This is a genomic window from uncultured Bradyrhizobium sp. (assembly GCF_936943645.1).
Lineage (GTDB): Bacteria > Pseudomonadota > Alphaproteobacteria > Rhizobiales > Xanthobacteraceae > Bradyrhizobium.
Genome location: NZ_CAKZJO010000020.1, coordinates 1 through 19,662 on the forward strand (window position 1 = coordinate 1; position 19,662 = coordinate 19,662).

18 protein-coding genes are annotated in these 19,662 nt (G+C 66.2%); 11 read left to right on the top strand and 7 right to left on the bottom strand.

All coding sequences use genetic code 11. The annotated features are described in order from the left end of the window. Nucleotides 1-206: 206 nt before the first annotated feature. Nucleotides 207-1,715: a glycosyltransferase family 39 protein gene (locus Q0743_RS02310; RefSeq protein WP_298239978.1), complete on the top strand. Its 1,509-nt coding sequence runs from the start codon at nucleotides 207-209 to the stop codon at nucleotides 1,713-1,715. Nucleotides 1,716-2,039: 324 nt separating this feature from the next. Here the strand turns inward: Q0743_RS02310 and Q0743_RS02315 are convergent, their stop codons facing one another. Next, entirely contained in the window at nucleotides 2,040-2,843 is an 804-nt protein-coding gene (locus Q0743_RS02315) for a uracil-DNA glycosylase (protein ID WP_298239979.1), read from the bottom strand. Nucleotides 2,844-2,978: 135 nt separating this feature from the next. On the opposite strand from Q0743_RS02315, the gene Q0743_RS02320 reads away from it, so the two are divergent. From Q0743_RS02320 to Q0743_RS02330, 3 genes are all read left to right on the top strand, one after another. Continuing rightward, nucleotides 2,979-4,640: an electron transfer flavoprotein-ubiquinone oxidoreductase gene (locus tag Q0743_RS02320; RefSeq protein WP_298239980.1), complete on the top strand. Its 1,662-nt coding sequence runs from the start codon at nucleotides 2,979-2,981 to the stop codon at nucleotides 4,638-4,640. Between the two features lie 310 nt (nucleotides 4,641-4,950). After that, a complete protein-coding gene (locus Q0743_RS02325) occupies nucleotides 4,951-6,747 on the top strand; it encodes a tetratricopeptide repeat protein (RefSeq protein WP_298239981.1) in 1,797 nt (598 codons plus the stop codon). A 29-nt stretch (nucleotides 6,748-6,776) separates the two neighbouring features. After that, on the top strand, nucleotides 6,777-7,661 hold the full coding sequence (locus Q0743_RS02330) for a 4-(cytidine 5'-diphospho)-2-C-methyl-D-erythritol kinase (RefSeq protein ID WP_298239982.1): 885 nt from the start codon (nucleotides 6,777-6,779) through the stop codon (nucleotides 7,659-7,661). Between the two features lie 123 nt (nucleotides 7,662-7,784). Here the strand turns inward: Q0743_RS02330 and Q0743_RS02335 are convergent, their stop codons facing one another. The 5 genes from Q0743_RS02335 to Q0743_RS02355 form a co-directional block, all read right to left on the bottom strand. Next, the gene (locus tag Q0743_RS02335; protein ID WP_298239983.1) at nucleotides 7,785-8,660 is read right to left on the bottom strand and encodes an alpha/beta hydrolase; all 876 of its coding nucleotides are present in this window, start codon (nucleotides 8,658-8,660) and stop codon (nucleotides 7,785-7,787) included. Nucleotides 8,661-8,667: 7 nt separating this feature from the next. Then, a complete protein-coding gene (locus Q0743_RS02340) occupies nucleotides 8,668-9,300 on the bottom strand; it encodes a LysE family translocator (protein WP_298239984.1) in 633 nt (210 codons plus the stop codon). Nucleotides 9,301-9,374: 74 nt separating this feature from the next. Beyond that, on the bottom strand, nucleotides 9,375-10,637 hold the full coding sequence (gene fabF / locus Q0743_RS02345; RefSeq protein WP_298239985.1) for a beta-ketoacyl-ACP synthase II: 1,263 nt from the start codon (nucleotides 10,635-10,637) through the stop codon (nucleotides 9,375-9,377). Nucleotides 10,638-10,639: 2 nt separating this feature from the next. After that, complete coding sequence (locus tag Q0743_RS02350) at nucleotides 10,640-11,155, bottom strand: helix-turn-helix domain-containing protein (protein WP_298239986.1); 516 nt, start codon at nucleotides 11,153-11,155, stop codon at nucleotides 10,640-10,642. 628 nt (nucleotides 11,156-11,783) lie between these two features. Continuing rightward, the gene (locus Q0743_RS02355; RefSeq protein ID WP_298239987.1) at nucleotides 11,784-12,791 is read right to left on the bottom strand and encodes a polyprenyl synthetase family protein; all 1,008 of its coding nucleotides are present in this window, start codon (nucleotides 12,789-12,791) and stop codon (nucleotides 11,784-11,786) included. 133 nt (nucleotides 12,792-12,924) lie between these two features. Here Q0743_RS02355 and Q0743_RS02360 point away from each other — a divergent pair, with 133 nt between their 5' ends. From Q0743_RS02360 to glyS, 6 genes are all read left to right on the top strand, one after another. Then, nucleotides 12,925-13,152, top strand: a complete 228-nt coding sequence (locus Q0743_RS02360; protein ID WP_298239988.1) for a DUF2007 domain-containing protein — start codon at nucleotides 12,925-12,927, stop codon at nucleotides 13,150-13,152. Further along, complete coding sequence (locus Q0743_RS02365) at nucleotides 13,145-13,909, top strand: methyltransferase (RefSeq protein WP_298239989.1); 765 nt, start codon at nucleotides 13,145-13,147, stop codon at nucleotides 13,907-13,909. The genes Q0743_RS02360 and Q0743_RS02365 overlap by 8 nt, the downstream gene beginning before the upstream one ends. Nucleotides 13,910-14,123: 214 nt before the next feature. After that, nucleotides 14,124-15,032: a S49 family peptidase gene (locus Q0743_RS02370; protein ID WP_298239990.1), complete on the top strand. Its 909-nt coding sequence runs from the start codon at nucleotides 14,124-14,126 to the stop codon at nucleotides 15,030-15,032. A 104-nt stretch (nucleotides 15,033-15,136) separates the two neighbouring features. Next, nucleotides 15,137-15,328, top strand: a complete 192-nt coding sequence (locus tag Q0743_RS02375; protein WP_298240009.1) for a hypothetical protein — start codon at nucleotides 15,137-15,139, stop codon at nucleotides 15,326-15,328. Between the two features lie 234 nt (nucleotides 15,329-15,562). Then, complete coding sequence (locus Q0743_RS02380) at nucleotides 15,563-16,498, top strand: glycine--tRNA ligase subunit alpha (RefSeq protein WP_298239991.1); 936 nt, start codon at nucleotides 15,563-15,565, stop codon at nucleotides 16,496-16,498. Beyond that, nucleotides 16,498-18,597: a glycine--tRNA ligase subunit beta gene (glyS, locus tag Q0743_RS02385; protein ID WP_298239992.1), complete on the top strand. Its 2,100-nt coding sequence runs from the start codon at nucleotides 16,498-16,500 to the stop codon at nucleotides 18,595-18,597. Before Q0743_RS02380 ends, glyS begins: the two co-directional genes overlap by 1 nt. A gap of 302 nt (nucleotides 18,598-18,899) precedes the next feature. On the opposite strand, the gene Q0743_RS02390 is transcribed toward glyS, so the two are convergent. Further along, nucleotides 18,900-19,253 (bottom strand): DUF1236 domain-containing protein, encoded by a 354-nt coding sequence (locus Q0743_RS02390; protein ID WP_298239993.1) that lies wholly within the window; start codon nucleotides 19,251-19,253, stop codon nucleotides 18,900-18,902. Nucleotides 19,254-19,484: 231 nt separating this feature from the next. Here Q0743_RS02390 and Q0743_RS02395 point away from each other — a divergent pair, with 231 nt between their 5' ends. Further along, a complete protein-coding gene (locus Q0743_RS02395; RefSeq protein ID WP_298239994.1) occupies nucleotides 19,485-19,640 on the top strand; it encodes a DUF3096 domain-containing protein in 156 nt (51 codons plus the stop codon). The last annotated feature ends 22 nt before the right edge of the window (nucleotides 19,641-19,662 follow it).

The window sequence follows — 19,662 nt, forward strand, 5'->3', positions numbered from 1 at the left end:
CTTCCGCGAGTCCGTCTCTCACCGTGATTGCGGAAGCAGCCCCTCACCCCAACCCTCTCCCCGTGAGAACGGGGAGAGGGAGAACAAGCACCGATCGCGTGGCTCCCTCGCAAGTCCAGTTGCCACGACGCATGGCGCCCTTTATCAAAACAGATGTGAGCGAATAGGGCCGGCTGGACGGGTTGGCTGCATCTTTCGGGCGTTGCATGCGGTTTACCTCCCTGGTCATCGAGCTCATTCGCGCCCGGCCGCGGCTGATCGTGTGGATCGCCGTGCTGCTCCAGGCCGCAATGTGGCTGTTCGTGGCCGTGGTGTTCTACCGCAGCCCGCCCGGCACCCTCGCAACGCTCCTCGCCTTTGGACGCGAATATCAGGTCGGCACCGATCTCGGTCCGCCCTTGCCGGTCTGGCTCGCCGACATCGCCTATCGCGCCGCGGGCGGCCACATGTTCGGCGTCTATGTGCTCGCCCAGCTCTGCGAGATCGCCACCTTCATCGCGCTCTATCATCTGTCCCGCGCCGTGGTCGGCTCGCAGCAGGCGGTGCTCGCCGTGCTCCTGACCATGACGGTGCTCGCCTTCTCCTCATCGGCGCTCGACTTCGGCCCTCTCGTCCTGGCCCGGCCGCTCTGGGCGCTGCTGCTGCTGCACTCCTGGCAGATCATCGGCCAGCGCCGCGGCAATGCCTGGTTCGCCTGGTCGATCGAGGCCGGCCTGTTGCTGCTGACGACGCCCGCGGCGATCTTCCTGCTGCTCCTGCTCGTCGTCTTCGCGCTCTCGACCGCCGGCGGCCGCCGCACGCTGCGCGCGCTCGATCCGCTGTTCGCTTTGATCGTCGTGGCGGTGCTGGCGCTGCCCTATGCGGTCTGGCTGATGCGGGCCGAGACACTGGTTCTGCCGACCCTGCCTGAGGTCGCCGAGCTGAAGGCGCGCGCGGTTCACGCGGCCTGGCTGCTCGGCGGCCTCGTGCTCGGGGCCGCCGCGATTCCGGCGCTGACCTTCCTCAACACCGGCCTGTTCGTCGCCAAGGGCGAGGAGGCGCCGATCATCTATCGTCCGCCGGTCGAGCCGCTCGCGCGCAATTTCGTCTACTTCTTCGCGCTGGCGCCGGCGCTCGGTGCGGTCCTGATCTCGGGCCTGCTGGGTCTCGATTCCGTCGTGGGCGGAGCCGGTGCCGTGCTGGTCCTGTCCGGGCTTGCCGTGGTCGTCGCGGCCGGCGACCTCATCGCGATGCGCCGCGCGCGCATGCTGCGCATGGTGTGGGCTGCCGCCGTCGTCGCGCCGGCCGCCGGCGTGGTGCTCGCCGTGCTGTTCCTGCCCTGGACCGGGGCCAACGAAATCGCGACCTCGATGCCCGCGCGCGCGATCTCGGATTTCTTCGACGAGAGCTTCGCCCGCCGAACCAACCACCGCCTGCGCGCGGTCGCCGGCGAGACCCAGCTGGCGAGCCTGATCACGCTGCATTCGGGGCGACCGCATCTCTTCATCGACGCGAACCCTGCGCGGACGCCATGGATGAATCAGACCAAGTTCAGCGAGACCGGCGGCGTCGTGGTCTGGCGCGCCTCCGATACCGCCGGCACGCCGCCGCCCGACATCCTCGCGCGTTTCCCCGGCATCGTGCCGGAAGTGCCGCGCGCCTTCGAATGGCTGGTGACCGGGCGCCAGCAGCTCCTGCGCATCGGCTGGGCCATCGTGCGGCCGAAGGGGACGTAGGCAGGTCTCGTGCCCCGGACGCTGCGCAACGCCTTTTCGGCGGTGCGCTGCAGAGCCGGGGCCCATCCCCCCACATGACGCTGTGTTGCTTTCTGGGTCCCGGCTCTGCGGCGCGTCACTACGTGCCGTACCGCGTCCGGGACGCGAGAGCCTGTTAGCCCTACGAGAGCCTGACGCGGTCTCTCCGCCGTCATTGCGAGGAGCCCTTGCGACGAAGCAATCCAGAATCTTTCCCCGGAGAGATTCTGGATTGCTTCGCTTCGCTCGCAATGACGGGGAGGGAGTATTCCGCCCCTCACCAACCCGCTACCCTACTGCAGCGCGCTATCCCGCCAGCACCTTCGCGATCGCGCGCAGATCCTGCCAGGCCAGCCGCTTGTAGGACGGCGAGCGGAGCAGATAGGCCGGATGGAACGTCGGCAGCGCGCGGATGGTGCGCCCGCCCGTCTCGTAGTCGAACCAGCGCCCGCGGGTGCGCATGATGCCCTCGCGCGTTCCGAGCAAGGTCTGGGTCGAGGGATTGCCGAGCGTCACCAGCACGTCGGGATTCACCAGCTCGATCTGGCGCTGGATGAAGGGCAGGCACACTTGCGTTTCCTGCGGCGTCGGTGTGCGGTTGCCGGGCGGCCGCCAGGGTATCACGTTGGCGATGTAGGCGGTGCTGCGGTTGAGGCCGATCGCGCCGATCATGAGATCGAGTAGCTTGCCGCTGCGTCCGACGAAGGGCAGGCCTTCGATATCCTCGTCGCGGCCCGGCGCCTCGCCGACGAACATGATGCGCGCCTGCGGATTGCCGTCGGCGAAAACCAGCCGCGTCGCGGTGTGCTTCAGCGCGCAGCCCTCGAAATTCTGCATCAGCTCGCGCAGCGCCTCCAGCGTCGGCGCGGTGCGCGCCGCCTCGCGCGCCGAAGCGATGGCGATGTCGGGTGCAGGAGCGGCCTCGCCGCGCATCACCGCCGGCGCGGCCACCGGCCGAGGCGCCTCGGCTGGCGCGACGCGCGGGGCCGGCGGTGGCGCATCGATTTCCGCCAGGCGGTCTATCGGTTCCTCCGCGAGCGCGCAGTCGACTCCCGCCTCCAGATAGAAGGCAAGCAGCTCGCGGACAGTGGGGGCGGGTTCGGGGGTCATGGAAAGTCAGACTTTTATATCACTTTGGGGCGCCTTGCATCCCAGCGAAACGCATTTCCGCTGTTGTCCTGCCCGGAAAAATCGGAAACAAGGGGGCCGCAAACGACCGAGGACCGTCTCAAGGGCTGAGATCAGATGAGCACCGAAGAACTTCCCCCGCGCGAATCCATGGAATTCGACGTCGTCATCGTCGGCGCCGGCCCCTCCGGCCTGTCCGCCGCGATCCGGCTGAAGCAGCTCAATGCCGATCTCAATGTCGTCGTGGTCGAGAAGGGCTCCGAGGTCGGCGCGCATATTCTCTCCGGCGCGGTGATCGATCCCGCAGGTCTCGACAAACTGGTCCCGGACTGGCGCGACGATCCCGATTGCTCGCTCAAGACCCAGGTGAAGGACGACCGCTTCTTCTGGTTCACCGAGACTGGCGCGATCAAGCTGCCGAACTTCATCATGCCGCCGCTGATGAACAATCATCATTGCTACATCGGCTCGCTCGGCAATGTCTGCCGTTGGCTGGCGCGGAAGGCCGAGGCGCTCGGCGTCGAGATCTATCCGGGCTTTGCCGCCGCCGAGGTGCTCTATGACGAGGCGGGCAACGTCAGGGGTATCGCCACCGGCGACATGGGTATCGGCCGTGACGGCAAGCCGAAGGACTCCTTCACCCGCGGCATGGAATTGCTCGGCAAGTACACGCTGTTCGCGGAAGGCGCGCGCGGCAGCCTGACCAAGCAGCTCATCGCGAAATACGCGCTCGACGCCAAGAGCGAGCCGCCGAAATTCGGTATCGGCCTCAAGGAAGTCTGGCAGATCGATCCCGCCAAGCACCAGAAGGGTCTCGTCCAGCACGCAGTCGGCTGGCCGCTGGGCAACGACACCGGCGGTGGCCTGTTCTTCTACCATTACGACGAGAACCTGGTGTCGATCGGCTTCGTCGTCCACCTCAACTACAACGACCCCTATCTGTCGCCGTTCGACGAGTTCCAGCGCGTCAAGAACCATCCGGCCGTGCGCTCGACGCTCGAAGGCGGCAAGCGGCTGGCCTATGGCGCGCGCGCCATCACCGAAGGCGGCTACCAGTCGGTGCCGCGGCTGAGCTTCCCCGGTGGCGCGCTGATCGGCTGCGCTGCCGGCTTCGTCAACGTGCCGCGCATCAAGGGCGTGCACAACGCGATGGGCACCGGAATGCTCGCCGCCGAGCATGTGAGCGCCGCGCTGGCTGCGGGCCGCGCCAACGACGAGCTCGTCGAATACGAAAATGCCTGGCGCGACTCCGTCGTCGGCAAGGACCTTTACCCCGTCCGCAACGCCAAGCCGCTCCTGTCGAAGTTCGGCACCTTTATCGGCGCCGGGCTCGGCATCTTCGACATGTGGTGCAACACGCTGTTCGGCGCCTCGCTGTTCGGCACCCAGTCCCATGCCAAGGCCGACCGCGCCACGCTCGACGCGGCGAAGAGCCACGCTCCGAAGAACTACCCGAAGCCGGACGGCAAGATCTCCTTCGACAAGCTGTCCTCGGTCTTCCTGTCCAATACCAACCATGAGGAGGACCAGCCGGTCCATCTCAAGGTCACGGACATGAGCCTGCAAAAGACCTCCGAGCACGACGTCTTCGCCGGTCCTTCGAATCGCTATTGCCCCGCCGGCGTCTACGAGTGGGTCGAGGAAGGATCGAGCCCGCGTTTCCAGATCAACGCCCAGAACTGCGTCCACTGCAAAACCTGCGATGTGAAGGACCCCAACGGTAACATCACCTGGGTTCCGCCGGAGGGCGGCGGCGGCCCGAACTACGAGGCGATGTAAGAACCGGCCGGACGGGCGGGCCCCGATCACACAAAGGTGGTCCGGCGCACGTTCGCGTGAGGAGTGGGGCGCGGCCACCGGTCGCGGCCACGATAAGGCCATAGTGGCGGCGTCTTGGGGCTGCTCTTGACCTGTAACCGGCCGATTTGGGGCGTGCGGAGGGGGACGTCCGGTCCGAATCCTTGCGGCGACGCGCCAAAAGCGGCATTGTCGGCCTGACGGTTCCGGGTCCGGATGCCTCCGGCCGCGTTCGCATGCGATACGGCCCTCTGCTGCAAACCCAGGCACTACCAACTCAAGGCGAGCCCTGATGTTTTCAAATCGTTTCAACCGCTGGACTGTTGCCGCCATCGCCCTCATGGGCACAGCGATGGCAACCGTCCCCGGCAGGGTCCTGGCGCAGACGCCGGATCATCCCTCCGATACGGCGGCGCAGTTTCCGACCCGGAACGATCTGAAGTCGCTCACCACCGCCGGCAGCTATCTGGCCGCCCGCCATGCCAGCGTCGAGCGCGACGCGGCTTCCGCCGCCGCGTTCTACCGCTCGGCGCTGCGCACCGATCCGAAGAACAACGAGCTGCTCGACCGCGCCTTCATCTCCTCGGTCGCCGATGGCGACATCGAGGAAGCCGTCAAGCTCGCCGAGCGCATCCTCACCATCGACAAGACCAATCGCGTCGCGCGTCTCGTCGTCGGCGTCCATGACCTCAAGGTGAAGAAGTACGCGGCCGCGCAGACCAACATCAACCAGTCGATCCGCGGTCCGATCACCGACCTCGTCGCCACCCTGCTGTCGGGGTGGGCCGCCTACGGTGCGGGCGATGCCAAGGGCGGTGTTGCCACCATCGACAAGCTGGCGGGACCCGAATGGTATCCGCTGTTCAAGGACCTCCACGCCGGCATGATCCTCGAGCTCTCCGGCAAGGAGAAGGACGCCGGCGCCCGCTTCGAGCGCGCCTACAAGCTCGACGATTCCATGCTGCGCGTGACCGAGGCCTATGCGCGCTGGCTGTCGCGTAACAAGGATTCCGCCGCCGCAACCAATGTCTATCAGGCCTTCGACAAGAAGCTCGCGCGCCATCCGCTGATCCAGGAGGGCCTGCGTGAGACCAAGGCCGGCAAGAAAATGCCGCCGCTGGTCGATTCCGCGCAAGGAGGCGCTGCCGAAGCGCTCTACGGCATCGGCGCGACGCTGACCCGCCGCGGCGGCGAGGACCTGGCGCTGGTCTATCTCCAGCTCTCGCTCTACCTGCAGCCGACGCATCCGCTCGCGCTGCTTTCGCTCGCCGATCTCTACGAGTCGGTGAAGCGGCCGCAGATGGCGATCAAGGTCTATGAGCGCGTGCCGGCGAGCTCGCCGCTGAAGCGCAACGCGCAGATCCAGCTCGCCATCGACCTCGATTCCGCCGACCGGACCGACGAGGCGATCAAGATCCTCAAGGGCGTCACCGCGGAGGATGGCAAGGACCTCGAAGCCATCATGGCGCTCGGCAACATCGAGCGCGGCCGCAAGAAATTCGGCGATTGCGGCGCGACCTACTCGCGCGGCATCGACGCGCTGACACCCGGCAACGACAAGGCCAACAGCGTCTGGTACTATTATCGGGGCATCTGCGAGGAGCGCTCCAAGGAGTGGGCCAAGGCCGAGGCCGACATGAAGAAGGCGCTCGAGCTGCAGCCCGACCAGCCGCATGTGCTCAACTATCTCGGCTATTCCTGGATCGACCAGGGCGTGAACCTCGACGAAGGCATGAAGATGATCAAGCGCGCCGTCGAGCAGCGTCCCGACGACGGCTATATCGTCGACTCCCTCGGCTGGGCCTATTACCGCATCGGCAATTACGAAGAGGCGGTGAAGAACCTCGAGCGTGCGATCGACCTCAAGCCGGAAGATCCGACCATCAACGATCACCTTGGCGATGCCTATTGGCGCGTCGGCCGCACGCTGGAAGCCAAATTCCAGTGGGCGCACGCCCGCGATCTCAAGCCCGAGCCGGAGGAGCTTCCGAAGATCGAGGCCAAGATTGCCAACGGGCTCGCTGACGACAATTCGAACTCTTCGGCCGCGCAGGCGGAAAAGAAGAAGGACGACGGCAAGGGCGGCTAGTCTTAAGTGAAGTTGGGGGCGTTTCGCCGATGCCGGCGTTGATTGAAGAAGGACGGGCGAAGGTCAATTTGAGCCTTCGCGTCGTCGGCCGTCGTGCCGACGGCTATCATGATCTCGAAAGCGTTGTTGCGTTTGCCGACTGCGCCGACCGGCTGACGCTGGAGCCGGGTGGCGAGCTGAAGCTCACCACCACCGGGCCGCTGGCCGCGGCCTGCGGCGATGCCTCCGACAATCTCGTGTTCAAGGCCGCCAGGCTGCTGGCCGAGGCGGTGCCGAACCTGAAGCTCGGCGCGTTCGCGCTCGACAAGGTGCTCCCCGTGGCAGCCGGCATCGGCGGTGGCTCGGCCGACGCCGCGGCGGCGCTGCGGCTCCTGGCGCGTCTCAACGATCTGTCGCTCGATGATCCCCGCCTGCAGAAGGTCGCGCTCGCCACCGGCGCCGACGTGCCGGTGTGCCTGTTCTCGCGCGCTTGCGACATGACCGGCGTTGGCGAGCAGCTGTTGCCGCTCAAGCTGCCGAGCATGCCCTGCGTGATGGTCAATCCCCGCGTGCCGGTCGCCACCAAGGACGTATTCAAGGAGCTCGGCCTGCGTAACGGGGAGCTCCTGGTCGGTGCCACCTCGGTGCTCCAGGCTCCGGCCTGGCCGGAAGAGGGCGGATCAATCGTCGATTGGGTCGATGTTCTCGAAAGCGTTCCCAACGATCTCGAAGCGCCTGCATTGCGGATCGAGCCGGTGATCGGCGAGGTGCTGGATGCCCTTCGCGACTCCGCCGGCGTCAAGCTCGCCCGCATGTCCGGCTCGGGTGCGACCTGCTTTGCGATCTATGGCGCGGCCAACGAAGCGCATGCTGCCGCCGAAAAGATCCGCCGCGATCACCACGGCTGGTGGGTGCATGCTGGGACGTTGAGCTAGCTGGCTTCGCGATCACGGTGCCGTAGGGTGGGCAAAGGCGCTCTTGCGCCGTGCCCACGATCTGTTCATGGTCGCAAGAAAGTCGTGGGCACGCTTCGCTTTGCCCACCCTACGGCAGCAGAGCTAACCCGCGCTTTCCTCGTCGAGCCCCAGAAACCGCCGGATCTCGCCCAGCACCTCGTCCGGCTTGTCGTGCTGCAGCCAGTGGCCGGCGCCGGCGATGGTCTCGATGCGCGCGTTCTGGAAATAGCGCTCCAGGCCTGCCGTCCTGGCGCCGGCGAGAAAGCTTTCGCCGGCATTGAGCAGCAGCGTCGGGCAGGCGATGCGGGACCACAGCGCGACGTGATCGTCCGGCCAGAGCCGGTGCGGCGCCGAGGCGCGCTGATAGGGATCGAACTTCCAGCTATAGGTACCGTCCTCGTTCCGTCGCGCGCCGTGCGTCGCAAGATGCAGCGCAAGGTCGCGGGCGAGGCGCTTGTTGTGAAGCACCATCTGCGCGGCGGCGGCTTCGAGGGTCGCATAACGGCGCGGCGTGCGGTCGTGAAGCTTGTCGAGCTGAGTGACCCATTTGCCGATGCGCTCATGCGCCGGCGGTTTCGGCGTATCCGGCAGCATGGTGACGCCGTCGAGCACGACCAGCTTCCTGACCTGCTCGGGAAACGACCCTGAAAAGATCAGGCTCACCATGCCGCCCATCGAATGGCCGATCAGAGCGACCTCCGGCGCTGCGATGACGCGGAGGAGCTGGGTGAGATCGTAGACATATTCGGTCAGGGCGTAGCTGCCGCCGCGGGTCCAGTCGGAATCGCCGTGGCCGCGCAGATCCGGTGCGACCACGTGGAAATGCGGTTGCAGCGACCGGGCGATGACGTCCCAGCTTCGGCAATGATCGCGGCCGCCATGAACCAGGATGAGAGGAGGCGCGCTCTCATTGCCCCAATCGGCGTAATGCAGCTTGAGGCCATGGGACTCGTAAAAGCAGCTTTTCGGGGCGGGCATCGCGGCGCTATCCATTCGCGGGCCGCCGGACCAGTGCGAGCGACAGGCCGAGACCCGCGATGAAGACGCCGGAGCCCTGGGTGAGCCGCCGCATCAGCTGCGGCCGTCCGATCAGCTGCGTGCGTGTTGCGGAGGCCATCAGCACCACGACGATGTCGGCGAGCGTGTTCAGCGCGACCGAGATCGCACCCAGCATGATGAATTGCAGCGTGGGGCTCGCTCCCGCGGGATCGAGGAACTGCGGGATGAAGGCGAGGAAGAATGCGGCGGTCTTCGGGTTCAGTGCCTCGACCAGCACGCCGTCGCGGAACGCGCGTTTGTCGCCGGTGCTTTCGCTCTCCAGCGACAGCGCGCGGCCGGCGCTGCGAAACGTCCTGATGCCGAGCCAGACCAGATAGAGCGCGCCGACGAACTTCACGGCGGCGAACAACTCGGCGCTCGCCAAGATGATCGCGGAGATGCCGAGGCTGCCGGCGACGACATGAACCAGCCCGCCCAGCGCCGTGCCCGCGGTTGATGCAAAACCGCTCGCCCGCCCCTCCGACAAGGTCCGCGCGGCGACATAGAAGATGCCGGGGCCGGGAACGGCGGCAATGACACAGGCGGCGGCCAGGAACAGCCAGAAATTGGTTTCGATCATCCTGTTTTCGTAGCGGAGCGGGCCGCGATTGCAAGGGCTCTCGCTCAAAGGCCGCTGGCGCAAAGCGCTCTCGTTTAGCCCGTACGGCGGAAGATCACGCTGGCATTCACGCCGCCGAAGCCGAAACCGTTGGAGATGGCGTGTTGCATCGGCATCGGCCGCGCGCTGCCTGCGACGATGTCGATGCCGTCAGCGCCCGCATCGGGGTCTTCCAGGTTGAGTGTCGGCGGCGCGATCTGGTCGCGCAGGGCGAGCACGGTGAAGATCGCCTCGAGGCCCCCGGCGGCGCCGAGCAGATGGCCGGTGGCGGATTTGGTCGCGCTCACGGCGATGCCGCGATCGCGGCCGAACAGCGCGGCGATCGCGCCGAGCTCGCTCTCGTCGCCGGCCGGCGTCGAGGTCGCATGCGCGTTGAGATGCTGCAGATCAGCGGGTGCAAGCTTGGCCTGCCGGAGCGCGATCTCCATGGCGCGGCGGGCGCCCTCGCCATCGGGCGGGCCCGACGTCATGTGATAGGCATCCGCGGTGGTGCCGTAGCCGACGATCTCCGCGAGCGGCGTCGCGCCGCGCGCCAGGGCGTGCTCGCGCTCTTCGACCACCAGGATGCCGGCACCTTCGCCCATCACAAAACCGTCGCGCTTGCGATCGAACGGGCGCGAGGCGCGCGCGGGCTCCTCGTTGAATCCGCTCGACAGCGCACGCGCCGCGGCAAAGCCGCCGAGGCTGACGATATCGATGCAGGCCTCCGCGCCGCCGCAGATCGCGACATCGGCTTCGCCGCTGCGGATCATGCGCGCGGCATCACCGATCGCCTGCACGCCGGCGGCGCAGGCGGTGACCGGCGTACCCAGCGCGCCCTTGTAGCCGTATTTGATCGAGACGTGGCCGGCGGCGAGATTGGCGAGGAAGGAGGGAATCGTGAACGGCGAGAGCCGGCGCGCGCCGCGCTGCTCGGTGATGCGCACCGCCTCCGCCATCGCCGGGAAACCGCCGACGCCCGAGCCGATGATCGTTGCCGTGCGCTCCAGCGCGCTTGCATCCTCCGGCGTCCATCCGGCCTGTGCGACCGCTTCGGCCGTCGCGAGCAGGGCGAACAGGATGAAGCGGTCCATCTTGCGCTGGTCTTTTGGCGCGGCCGCTTGCGCGGGATCGAAGCCGCCGTCGGCATCATCGGCCTTGTTGGGCACGCGGCCGGCAATGCGTGCCGGCAGCGCCTGCGCCCATTCCGGCAACGGGCGCAGCCCGCTCTGACCGGCCAGAAGCCGGCGCCAGGACAGCTCGACACCGCATGCCAGCGGCGACACCGCGCCCATTCCCGTCACGACGATACGACGCATGTCTAGTCTCCCGCCGGCGCGACGGCCGGGTTCATGGCCTTGAGCGAAGCGATGCGCTTGCGCATTCCGCGGCTGGCGCGCGGCCCTGCAATCGCGACCGTGTTGGCGAGCGTGATGGGCTGCTTGCTGCCGGCGTCGACGACCACGGGATCGAGCGGGCGGACGCCGTCGCGGCTCGCCAGCAGAATGGATTCGCCCCGAGGGGCGAGATGCCTGTTGCCCCAGGCCAGCAGCGCCGCAATGACGGGAAAGAAATCCCGCGCCTTGTCCGTCAGCACATATTCGTAACGCGGCGGCCGCTCATGATAGCGGCAGCGCACGAACATGCCCGATGCCGTGAGATGGGCCAGACGCCGCGATAGGATGTTCGGCGCGATGCCGAGATTTTGCGAGAACTCGTCGAACCTGGTCGCGCCCTGAAACGCATCGCGCAGGATCAGGATGCTCCACCATTCGCCGACCGTCTCGACGGCGCGGCCGACCGGGCATTCCAGGATCGAGGGGGATTTCGGCTGCATGGCGGGAAGCTAGGATAGTAACTTGCAAAATGCAAGTCACTGGATGGACAGCAGTCGTACGGGTGGAGCCTGCAGCGAGAATCCCGCGGTGAGGATATGGAGATAAAGCTGGCAGGCGGATGCGCGACGGAAGCGCGTGCGGAACCGCTCTCGTGCCCCGGACGCAGCGCAGCGCTCCCGGCGATGCGGAGCATCGTCCGGAGCGGTGCGCTGCAGAGCCGGGGCCCATCGTGCCGATCTCTGGGTACCGCGTGGGTCCCGGCTCGCAGGAGCGTCGCACGCTGCAGCGCGTTCGGGACACGAGGAAGGGAGCGCTGCACTTTGCTCCGTCATTGCGAGCGCAGCGAAGCAATCCAGACTGTGTCCGCAGAGGGTTTCTGGATTGCTTCGTGGAGCCTGTCATCGGGCCGCGCTTTGCGCGGACCCGGTGGCTCGCAATGACGATGAGGGGACAGTCGGCGCCTAACTCACCGCTGTCGTCCCTGCGAAAGCGGGGACCCATAACCACGGGAAGGAGTTTGGCGAAGACCGCTCGTTGTCGGTACTGACGCCGGGCTCTCTCGATGGATCACGCGGTATGGGTCCCTGCTTTCGCAGCGACGACAGCGCGTGCTCGGTTGTCAGTCGTTCAATGCGACCGTGCCAGGCAGAACGCCACGACCTGCTCCAGCGCGCTCTTCATCGGCGAGGACGGGAACAGCGCCAGCGCGTCGACGGCCATGGCGCCGTAATGCTGGGCGCGGCTCAGCGTGTCCTCGAGTGCACGGTGCTTGTTCATCAGCCCGATGGCGTGGTCGAGGTCGCTGTCGCCGATCTCGCCGCGCTCGAGCGCGCGAATCCAGAACGCGCGCTCGGTGTCGTTGCCGCGGCGGAAGGCGAGCACCACGGGGAGCGTGATCTTGCCCTCGCGGAAATCGTCGCCGGTGTTCTTGCCGAGCTTGGCGCTCTTGCCGCCGTAGTCGAGCACGTCATCGACGAGCTGGAAGGCGATGCCGAGATTCATGCCGAACGAGCGGCAGGATGTCTGCTCGGCCTTCGGGCGGTTGGCGATGACGGGGCCGACCTCGCAGGCAGCTGCGAACAGCTCCGCGGTCTTGCCGCGGATCACGGCGAGATATTCGTCCTCGGTGGTGGCGGTGTTCTTGGCGGCGGCGAGCTGCATCACCTCGCCCTCGGCGATGGTGGCGGCGGCCGCGGAGAGGATGTCGAGCGCGCGCAGCGAGCCGACCTCGACCATCATGCGGAACGCCTGTCCGAGCAGGAAGTCGCCGACCAAGACGCTCGCCTCGTTGCCCCAGAGCATGCGGGCTGACAGCTTGCCGCGCCGCATCTCGCTCTCGTCGACGACGTCGTCGTGCAGGAGCGTGGCGGTATGCATGAACTCGACGCTGGCGGCGAGCTTGATGTGGCCGTCGCCGGTGTAGCCGGCGAGGTTGGCCATGGCGAGCGTCAGCATCGGGCGCAGGCGCTTGCCGCCCGAGGAAATCAGATGGTTGGCCACTTCCGGGATCATGGTCACGTCCGAACCGGTCCGCGACAGGATCGTGGCGTTGACGCGCTCCATGTCAGGGGCGACAAGGGCCACCAGCTCTTCGATCGACGCGCCGGGAGTTTCGAAAGGTACGATGACGGCCACGCCGGTCTCCAATATTTGCCCCGGAAGGGCTATTCTGACGGAAAGACAATAGAAACTGGCGGCGGATGCGGCAAGTGCTGTGGAACCATTGACATTTGCCTCTTAACCCCTTTCAGGCAGGAGACCTCCCGTTTTGCGCGAACTGGTTCGGACCAACGACATGGTGCTGGTGTCGGCGATCGGCGCGCTGCTCGACGGCGCCAACATCCATCATCTGGTGCTGGATCAGAACATGAGCATCATCGAGGGATCGCTCGGCATTTTACCGCGGCGGATCCTGGTTCACGAGGACGACGCCCAGGAGGCGCGGGCGCTCCTCGCCGAAGCCGGCCTCAGCCACGAACTGCGCGGCGATGAGTGAAGCCGCAAATTTGACCGAGGACGCCTTTCTCGGCGGGCAGCTGCGCCTGAGGCAGAAGCGGAGCGGCCATCGCGCCGGGCATGATGCCATCCTGCTTGCAGCCGCGACCGAGGCCCGGGCAGGGGACCGCGTGGTCGATTTCGGCGCCGGTATCGGCACGGCCGGGCTGGCGCTGGCCCGCCGCATTCCCGGTATCAGGCTCGGCCTGGTCGAGATCGATCCGGAGCTGGCGGGGCTTGCGCGCGACAACGCGGCGGCGAATGCGATCGCCGCCGAGACCATCGTGCTCGACGTCACGGCCGATGCCGAGGCCTTTGCCTCACATGGGCTGTCGCCCGACAGCGTCGACGCGGTGCTGATGAATCCGCCGTTCAACGATTCCGTTCGGCATCGCGGTTCGCCGGATCAGGCGCGTCACACCGCGCATGTGGCGACAGCGGAGACGCTGAATGCGTGGGTGCATGCAGCGCGGCGCGTCCTCCGATCAAACGGCGCGCTGACATTGATCTGGCGTGCCGACGGAATCGCCGACGTCCTCGCGGCGCTGTCGCGCGGCTTCGGGAGCCTTGCGATCCTGCCGGTGCACGGCGAGGCGGGGCGGCCCGCGATCCGCGTGCTGGTGCGTGCGATCAAAGGCAGTCGGGCCCCGACGCGGTTGCTGCCGGGCCTCATGCTCAACGACGAGTCAGGCGTGTCAAAAAAAGAGATGACGGAGATCTTGGAGGGGAGAGCGGCCTTGCCGCTGGTGGAACCGTGACGGCCTACTGGGGAAGCGATTCCGACTGCTGCTCTTGCGGGGTCGTCAGGCGGATCGCCATGAACAGCGCACCGATCAGCAGCATCAGCAGGTAGATTTTCATGGTGTTCTCCGCTGCCTCATTGCAGCCTCCAGGCGGAAAATCTGCAAAACACGTTCCAGGCACTTCCAATGACAGTCGCGTGATAAGAAATGGTTAATCAGAGGTAACGGCATGGCCGAACAATTGAACGATCGTGAGAGTTCCGGCCTGGCCGACAAGCTCATGCAATATTTGCCGGCGCGCTTCCGTCCCGGCACCGCGGTGGTGCCGGTGGTGCGGCTGTCGGGCGTGATCGGCGCGGTGACGCCGCTGCGTCCGGGCATGACGCTCGCAGGTGTCGCCAAGGTGCTGGAGCGTGCGTTCTCGTATCGTCACGCCAAGGCGGTGGCGCTGGTGATCAATTCGCCAGGCGGCTCGCCGGTGCAATCCCGCCAGATCTATCTGCGCATCAAGCAGCTCGCGGCGGAGAAGAAGCTGCCGGTGCTCGTGTTCGTCGAGGACGTCGCAGCCTCCGGCGGCTACATGATCGCCTGCGCGGGCGACGAGATCATCTGCGATCCCTCCTCGATCCTCGGCTCGATCGGCGTGGTCGGCGGCAGCTTCGGTTTCCAGGACGCGATCAAGCGGCTTGGCATCGAGCGGCGGCTCTATACCGCCGGCGCGCACAAGGCGATGCTCGATCCCTTCCTCCCCGAAAACCCCGACGACGTCGCCAAGCTGAAGGCGATCCAGCGCGAGATCCACCAGATCTTCATTTCGCTGGTGAAGGACAGTCGCGGTGCGCGCCTCAAGGGCTCTGACGACACCCTGTTCACGGGAGAATACTGGGCCGGCGAGAGCTCGGTCGCGCTCGGGCTTGCCGACAGCATCGGCGATCTCCGCTCAACTCTTCGTGCCCGCTATGGCGAGAAGGTTCTCACCCCCGTGATCGCGCAGCCGACCGGGCTGCTCTCCGGCCTTTTGGGCCGGAAATCCCCCGGCGCGGGGCAACTTTCGGCCATGGAATCAATGGCCGGCCTGCCGGACGATCTGATCTCGGCGGTCGAGACGCGGGCGATTTGGGCGAAATTCGGGTTCTAGGCCGAGCCCTCCCGCGCCATTTGGTCCTTGCGACGCCGATTGCGGCGCAGGGCGGAGTGCGCGAGAATAATCGTGGGGGCTGAGCATTGAACAAGGATCGACAGATGCCGCCGTTCGTCGCTTTCGCGGGCGTCCTGGGCGGGCTTGCCGTGGTCCGCTGGGCCTACAAGACCGCTGTCAGGATCAATGAGGAGCTGGAGGAGATGCGCCTGTCGCGCGTCGCCGAGGCCGCCCATATGGGGAATATTCAGACACTGAAGCGTGACCCCGTGACCGGAGCTTACCGGCCGGGGTAGTTGCCTGATTCCGTACGGACGGTGCGCTCCCTCTCCCGCTTGCGGGGGAGGGTTGGGGAGGGGGTCTCTCCGCCAGCGAGAACCCCCAAGAGGAGAGAGCCCTCACCCGCGCCTGCGGCGCGACCTCTCCCGCAAGCGGGAGAGGTAAGAAAACCCCCTTTGCCTTGATTCCCACCCCCGCCGTCGATACGGTCCCGCGCGATTCAACACCCCCCGCGAGAGCCTGATCTGACGATGGACGCCTCATTGCCCGCCCATATGCGCCCGGAACGCTCGTTCCAGGGCTTCATCCTCGCGCTCCAGCGATTCTGGGCCGAGCAGGGCTGCGTGATCCTGCAGCCCTACGACATGGAGATGGGCGCGGGCACCTTCCATCCGGCGACCACGCTGCGCGCGCTCGGGCCAAAGCCCTGGAACGCCGCCTATGTGCAGCCCTCGCGCCGGCCCAAGGACGGCCGCTACGGCGAGAATCCGAACCGGATGCAGCACTATTACCAGTTCCAGGTGATCATGAAGCCGTCGCCGCCGAACCTTCAGGAGCTGTACCTGAAGTCGCTCGCCGCGATCGGCATCGATTCCGCCGTGCACGACATCCGCTTCGTCGAGGACGATTGGGAGAGCCCGACGCTGGGCGCCTGGGGGCTCGGCTGGGAGTGCTGGTGCGACGGCATGGAAGTCAGCCAGTTCACGTACTTCCAGCAGGTCGCCGGCTTTGAATGTTCGCCGGTTGCGGGCGAGCTCACCTACGGGCTCGAGCGCCTCGCGATGTATGTGCAGGGCGTCGACCGCGTCTACGACCTCAACTTCAACGGTCGCGACGGCGATGCCAAGGTCACCTATGGCGACGTCTTCCTGCAGGCCGAGCGGGAATATTCGAAGCACAACTTCGAAGTCGCCGACACCGCGATGCTGTTCGAGCAGTTCAAGATGGCGGAAGCGGCCTGCCGGAAATACCTCGACGCCGGCTGGAAGGACGACAAGCGCGAAGCGCACCTGATGGCGCTGCCGGCCTACGACCAGTGCATCAAGGCGAGCCATGTCTTCAACCTGCTCGACGCGCGCGGCGTGATCTCCGTGACCGAGCGGCAGAGCTACATTCTGCGCGTGCGCGAGCTGGCGAAAGCCTGCGGCGAAGCGTGGATCCATACTGAAGCGGGCGGAGCGGCCTGATGCCCGATCTTTTGCTTGAACTGTTCTCCGAAGAAATCCCCGCACGCATGCAAGCCAAGGCGGCCGACGATCTGCGCCGCCTGGTCACCGACAAGCTCGTCGCCGAAGGCCTCGTCTATGAGGGCGCCAAGGCGTTCGCGACGCCGCGCCGCCTCGCGCTCACCGTGCACGGCATTCCCGCGCGCCAGCCTGATCTCAAGACTGAACGCCGCGGACCGAAAGTCGGCGCGCCTGATGCGGCCGTGCAGGGCTTCCTGAAGGCGACGGGATTGAAGTCGCTGGATGAAGCAAAAATCCAGCGCGATCCCAAGGGTGATTTCTACATCGGCCTGATCGAGAAGCCCGGCCGCGATGCGATCGACGTGCTCGCGGAAATACTGCCGGTGATCATCCGCACCTTCCCTTGGCCGAAATCGATGCGCTGGGGCGCGCGCTCCGGCAAGCCGGGCGCGCTCAACTGGGTGCGGCCGCTGCACGCGATCACCGCGACCTTCGGGCTCGAGACCGAAGAGCCGGATGTCGTGAAGTTCGAGGTCGACGGCATCGCGACCGGCCAGACGACGTATGGCCATCGCTTCCTCGCACCCGGTGCCATTCAAGTGCGCCGCTTCGAGGACTATGAGGCAAAGCTGCTCGACGCCAAGGTCGTGCTCGACCCAGACAGGCGCAAGGACGCGATCCTCACCGATGCCAAGCAGCTCGCCTTCGCGCAGGGTTTTGAGCTGGTCGAGGACCAGAACCTGCTCGACGAGGTCGCCGGCCTCGTCGAATGGCCGGTCGTGCTGATGGGCTCGTTCGAGCCGGAATTTTTGGCGACGCCCGCGGAAGTGATCCGCGCCACCATCCGCAACAACCAGAAGTGCTTCGTGGTGCGCGATCCCAAGACGGGCAAGCTCGCCAGCAAGTTCATCCTGGTCGCCAACATCGAGGCGACCGACGGAGGTGCGACCATTATCGCCGGCAACGAGCGCGTGATCCGCGCGCGGTTGTCGGATGCCAAGTTCTTCTACGAGACCGATCTCAAGACCAGGCTCGAGGAGCGGCTGCCGAAGTTCGAGCAGATCGTGTTCCACGAGAAGCTCGGCACGCAGGCGGCCCGCATCAAACGCATCGAGCGTCTCGCGGCCGAGATTGCGCCGCCTGTCGGTGCCGATGTCGCCAAGGCCACGCGCGCTGCGCATCTCGTCAAGGCGGATTTGCTGACCGAGGTCGTCGGCGAATTCCCGGAAGTGCAGGGCCTGATGGGCAAGTATTACGCCCTGGCGCAAGGTGAGGATGCCTCCGTCGCCGCCGCCTGCGAGGAGCACTACAAGCCGCAGGGGCCGACGGATCGCGTGCCGACCGATCCGGTCAGCGTTGCGGTCGCGCTCGCCGACAAGATCGATACGCTCGTGGGCTTCTGGGCCATCGACGAGAAACCGACGGGCAGCAAGGATCCGTATGCGCTGCGTCGTGCCGCGCTCGGTGTGATCAGGTTGATCGCCGAGAACGCGTTGCGGCTGTCGCTGATGAAGGTGGCGGCGTCTGCACTCGCTGGCCTGTCGGTGAAGCCCGCCGATGCCCAGAAACTTCCGAGCGACCTGCTCGCCTTCTTCGCCGATCGCCTCAAGGTTCAACTCCGGGAGCAGGGCGCGCGGCACGATCTCGTCGATGCCGTGTTTGCGCTCGGCGGCCAGGATGACCTCCTGATGATCGTCCGCCGCGTCGAGGCGCTCGGAAAGTTCCTCGAGAGCGACGACGGCAAGAACCTGCTCGCCGGTACCAAGCGCGCCAGCAACATCCTCTCCATCGAGGAGAAGAAGGACAAGCGCAGCTTCGATGGCGCGCCGGATGCTGCGCTCTATGGCCTCGCCGAGGAGAAGGCGCTGGCCAAGGCGATCGGCGAGGTCAAGGCGGAGGCGAGTGCTGCCGTTGCGAAGGAAGACTTTGCCGCCGCCATGAGCGCGATGGCAAAGCTGCGTCCGCCGGTCGATGCGTTCTTCGACAAGGTTCGCGTCAACGACGACGATGCGAAGGTGCGCGAGAACCGCCTGAAGCTCCTGAACGAGATCCGCAGCGCCACGCGCGCGGTGGCGGATTTCTCGAAGATCCAGGATTGAGGCGCGCTGACGGGGCTCTCGTGCCCCGGATGCTGTGCAGCGCGCCGCGCCTTCGCGGCGTGATGCACTGCTAAGCCGGGGCCCATGGCGGCTGCGTGCACGAAGGTCTCGGGGTCCCGGCTCTGCGTCGCAACGCTTGCGCGTTGCGCCTTGTCCGGGACACGAGAGCGGCACAAAAAAATGCCCCACCCGGCGGGGGGAAGACCGGGCGGGGCCTGATGTCCGATTTACGCTGCTCGCGCCAGCCTGATTGAAGTGACGCGCCGGACATCTAGTCGATCAATGCCGATCGCCGATCAGCGCTAGTCCAGCACCTCGACGATGCGGCGCGAGCGCGGCTCGACCAGAACGGTCTCGCCGTTCACGACGGTGTAGCGGTAGGTGGTGGCGCCGAAGCGTTGCGGCACGTCATAATAGGTGATGCCGGTCTCCGGTAAGGTCGAGCCGACCACGACGCGATCCGGAATCCGGAAGGCCGGCACACGCTGCTCGACGACATATTCGCGGAAGGCCGGCCGCTGGTCGACCGCAATGCTCGGTGCGCTGTCGACCACGGTAGGCGCGCGTCCGACGGTGACACCGCTTTGCGCCTGCGCCGCAAGGGGCGAGCCGATCGCGGCCGCGAGCGCTGCAAGAGCAAGAATCCTGTTCCGCATGGACAACTCCTTCGACGTGATTTTATTTTCGGACGCGTCAATGACGCGACCGGTTGGCCAATGCATGCCCCCTTGGCAATGTTCCGGGAAAAGGCCCGCCGCATCAGCGGCAATTTCAGGCAGTTTTCGTGGGTGCCGGAACTCGCAGCGCCCTTCGAGCGTCTCTACTCGCGGAACCGGGACCGGTATGATCCGCCCGCGATTCGCCCCACCTCCACAGAAAGATAGTTCATGCACATCACCGTCGCCCACATTTCGCCGATCCTGTCGTTGATTGCGGGCGTGCTCATCCTGATCATGCCGCGGCTCCTCAACCTCATTGTCGCGATCTTCCTCATCGTCAATGGCGCGATCGGGCTCGGGCTCCTGAAGTGGCTCCACTTCTAGGCGTTCACTTTTCGGAACTGTC